The following is a 2,906-nucleotide window of genomic DNA, read 5'->3' on the forward strand; positions in this document are numbered from 1 at the left end:
CTCCCGCACCGGCCCCGGCAGCTGCCCCGGCTCCCGCAGCTGCGCCGGTCGCAGTCGACGACCCCGCCGGGGCCCAGGCCTACGCCGCGGCCCAGCTGGGCAGCTATGGCTGGGCACCGGGCCAGATGCAGTGCCTGCATAAGCTCTGGACCAAGGAATCGGACTGGAAGACGACTGCCACCAACCCCAGCAGCGGCGCCTACGGCGTGGTCCAGTCCCTGCCGGCCACGAAGATGGCGAGCGCCGGCGCCGATTACATGACCAACTACCGGACCCAGATCAACTGGGGCCTGAACTACGTCAAGGAACGCTACGGCTCCCCCTGCGGCGCCCTGAACTTCCACTACGCACACAACTGGTACTAAACCGGCACTAACCGGCCTCCACAGAAGGCCCCGGATCCACATGGATCCGGGGCCTTCTTGTGTGTCGGGGGCGGACCAGCCGGACTTCCACAGCCCCCGCACAGCTTGACCCTAAAGCCCTCATATGGGCCGCCGGGAAAGTTGAGCCATGACATTCACAGACCAGGCCACAGGAACCCTGCTCCGCTCCACGGCGACGCCGGCCAGCCCGGCCGCACGGCCGGGGCCTGCCCTGGCCGAAGCGCTTGGCCCGGGCACGTCCGCCGGGGCGCTTGCCGGCCCGGGCGGCCGGCGCTCAGCCATTGACACGCGCGCCAACACACCCCTGCTGGACGTCACCATTCCGGTCTTCAACGAGGAACGGGATCTCGAAGCATGCCTGCGCCGGCTCCACGCGTACCTTCTCGGCGCCTTCCCGCACTCCTTCCGGATCACGGTGGCGGACAACGCCAGCACCGACGGAACGCTCAAGGCGGCGGAACGCGTAGCCCGCGAGCTGCGCGAAGTGAACGTGGTCCATATGGCCGAAAAGGGCCGCGGTAACGCGCTTCGCAAGGTGTGGCTTGCCTCGCTGTCGCCGGTCCTGGCGTACATGGACGTGGATCTTTCCACTGATCTGGCCGCCCTCGGCCCGCTCCTTGCGCCGCTCATTTCGGGGCACTCCGACCTGGCGATCGGGACGCGCCTGACCCGCAACTCGCGCGTGGTCCGTGGACCCAAGCGCGAATTCATCTCGCGCAGCTACAACTTCCTGCTGCAGTCCCTTATGGGCGCCCACTTCAGCGACGCGCAGTGCGGTTTCAAGGCGATCCGGGCGGACGTGGCCCGGCAACTGCTCCCCCACACACTGGACAACGCCTGGTTCTTCGACACCGAGCTGTTGGTCCTGGCAGAAAAGTGCGGCCTGCGCGTCCACGAAGTCCCGGTGGACTGGACCGACGACCCTGATTCCAGCGTGGACATCGTCCAGACTGCCCTCGCTGACTTGCGCGGCATGGCACGGTTGAGCCGGGACCTGGTCTCGGGCCGGATCCCGGTGCCCGAGCTGCGCGCCGCCCTGGCCCGCGGACCGCTGCCGGCCTCCTCGCGGGCCCAGGAACAAAGCCCCGGCGGAAGCCTCTTCGGGCAACTGGTCCGCTTCGGCAGCATCGGGGTGGCCTCCACCTTGGCATACCTGGCAATTTTCCTGCTTTGCCGCGGGATCATGGACCCGCAGCTGGCAAATTTCCTGGCGTTGCTCACCACCGCCGTGGCCAACACCGCGGCCAACCGGCGCTTCACGTTCGGCATCCAGGGCAGCAGCCAGGCGGCACGCCACCACTTCGAGGGGCTGCTGGTCTTCGGGATCGGGCTGGCCCTGACCTCGGGCGCACTCGCCCTGGTTCACGCCGCGTCGGGAGCGGCACCGGACCGCTGGCTTGAACTGCTCACGGTCACCGCCGCCAACCTGGCCGCCACAGCCGTGAAATTCCTGCTCTTCCGGCTGGTGGTCTTCCGGCACAGGCCTACCGACTCTGCTCCGGCGCCCGGCGCCACCGACACTTTCCTCCCCAGTACAGAAAAGGCCAAGTAAATGACGGCAACCATCAGCCCCACCGCCGGAGCCCAGGGAGGCTCCCCAGCCGGCAGCCCGCCGGCAGCCCAGGAAACTCCCCGCGCGGTACCTGAGGACACCGGGACGGCGCCCCACCTGCCGACAACCCGCACAACGCAGAGCAGCCGGGACCGCCTGCTGTTCGGACCGCAGCCACGTTGGGTGCGGCCCTCGGCAGCGCTGTTGCTGCTGGTCACCGCAGCGTTGTACCTGTGGAACCTGGAAGCCACCGGCTACGCCAACTCCTTCTACGCCGCGGCGATCCAGGCCGGGACGAAGGACTGGACCGCGCTGCTGTTCGGCTCGCTCGACGCCGGCAATGCCATCACGGTGGACAAACCGCCCGCCGCCCTCTGGATCCCCGCCCTCGCGGGACGGATCTTTGGCTTCTCGGCACTGAGCATGCTCATTCCCCAGGCTCTCATGGGCGTGGCCGCCGTCGGGCTTCTCTACCTGACCGTCAAGCGGGTGTCCGGACCGGCGGCGGGCCTGCTCGCCGGCGCCGCCCTGGCGCTGACCCCGGTGGCCGCCCTCATGTTCCGGTTCAACAACCCGGACGCGATGCTCACGCTGTGCCTGGTGCTGGCCGCCTACCTCACCACGCGCGCCATCGAGAAGGCCGGCTGGAAGTGGCTCGCTGCGGCCGGCGCGGTGATCGGCCTGGCGTTCCTGTCCAAGATGCTGCAGGGCTTCCTGATCGTTCCCGGGTTGGCCCTGGCCTACCTGTGGGCGGCGCCCACCACACTCGGCCGCCGGCTTCTGCACCTGCTGGCCGCCGCCGCAGGGATCGCCGTTGTGGCCGGAAGCTACATTGTGCTGTTCCAGCTGACCCCGGCCTCGGTCCGCCCGTACATGGCAGGTTCGGAGACCAACAGCTTCCTGGAACTGACGTTCGGCGACAACGGCCTGGGCCGGATCCCCGGGTCCGGCGGGGGCATGCCGGGCGG

Annotated in this window: 2 protein-coding genes and 1 pseudogene; all 3 read left to right on the top strand. The window is 68.9% G+C overall.

Annotation, left to right across the window (positions count from 1 at the left end; translation table 11 throughout):
• Nucleotides 1-365 (top strand): annotated as a pseudogene (locus tag LQV16_RS23295) (hypothetical protein); the annotation flags it as partial.
• Nucleotides 366-513: 148 nt separating this feature from the next.
• The gene (locus LQV16_RS23300) at nucleotides 514-1,938 is read left to right on the top strand and encodes a bifunctional glycosyltransferase family 2/GtrA family protein (protein ID WP_229996200.1); all 1,425 of its coding nucleotides are present in this window, start codon (nucleotides 514-516) and stop codon (nucleotides 1,936-1,938) included.
• The coding region (locus LQV16_RS23305) for a glycosyltransferase family 39 protein (RefSeq protein ID WP_229996201.1) at nucleotides 1,939-2,906 on the top strand (968 nt) is incomplete at its 3' end. It abuts the gene before it with no gap.

The organism is Arthrobacter sp. Bi26 (assembly GCF_918697925.1).
Classification (GTDB): Bacteria; Actinomycetota; Actinomycetes; order Actinomycetales; family Micrococcaceae; genus Arthrobacter.

Bases quoted from the DNA above. Each gene is read 5' to 3' on its own strand.
- LQV16_RS23300 (WP_229996200.1), top strand. From the start codon at position 514: ATGACATTCACAGACCAGGCCACAGGAACCCTGCTCCGCTCCACGGCG.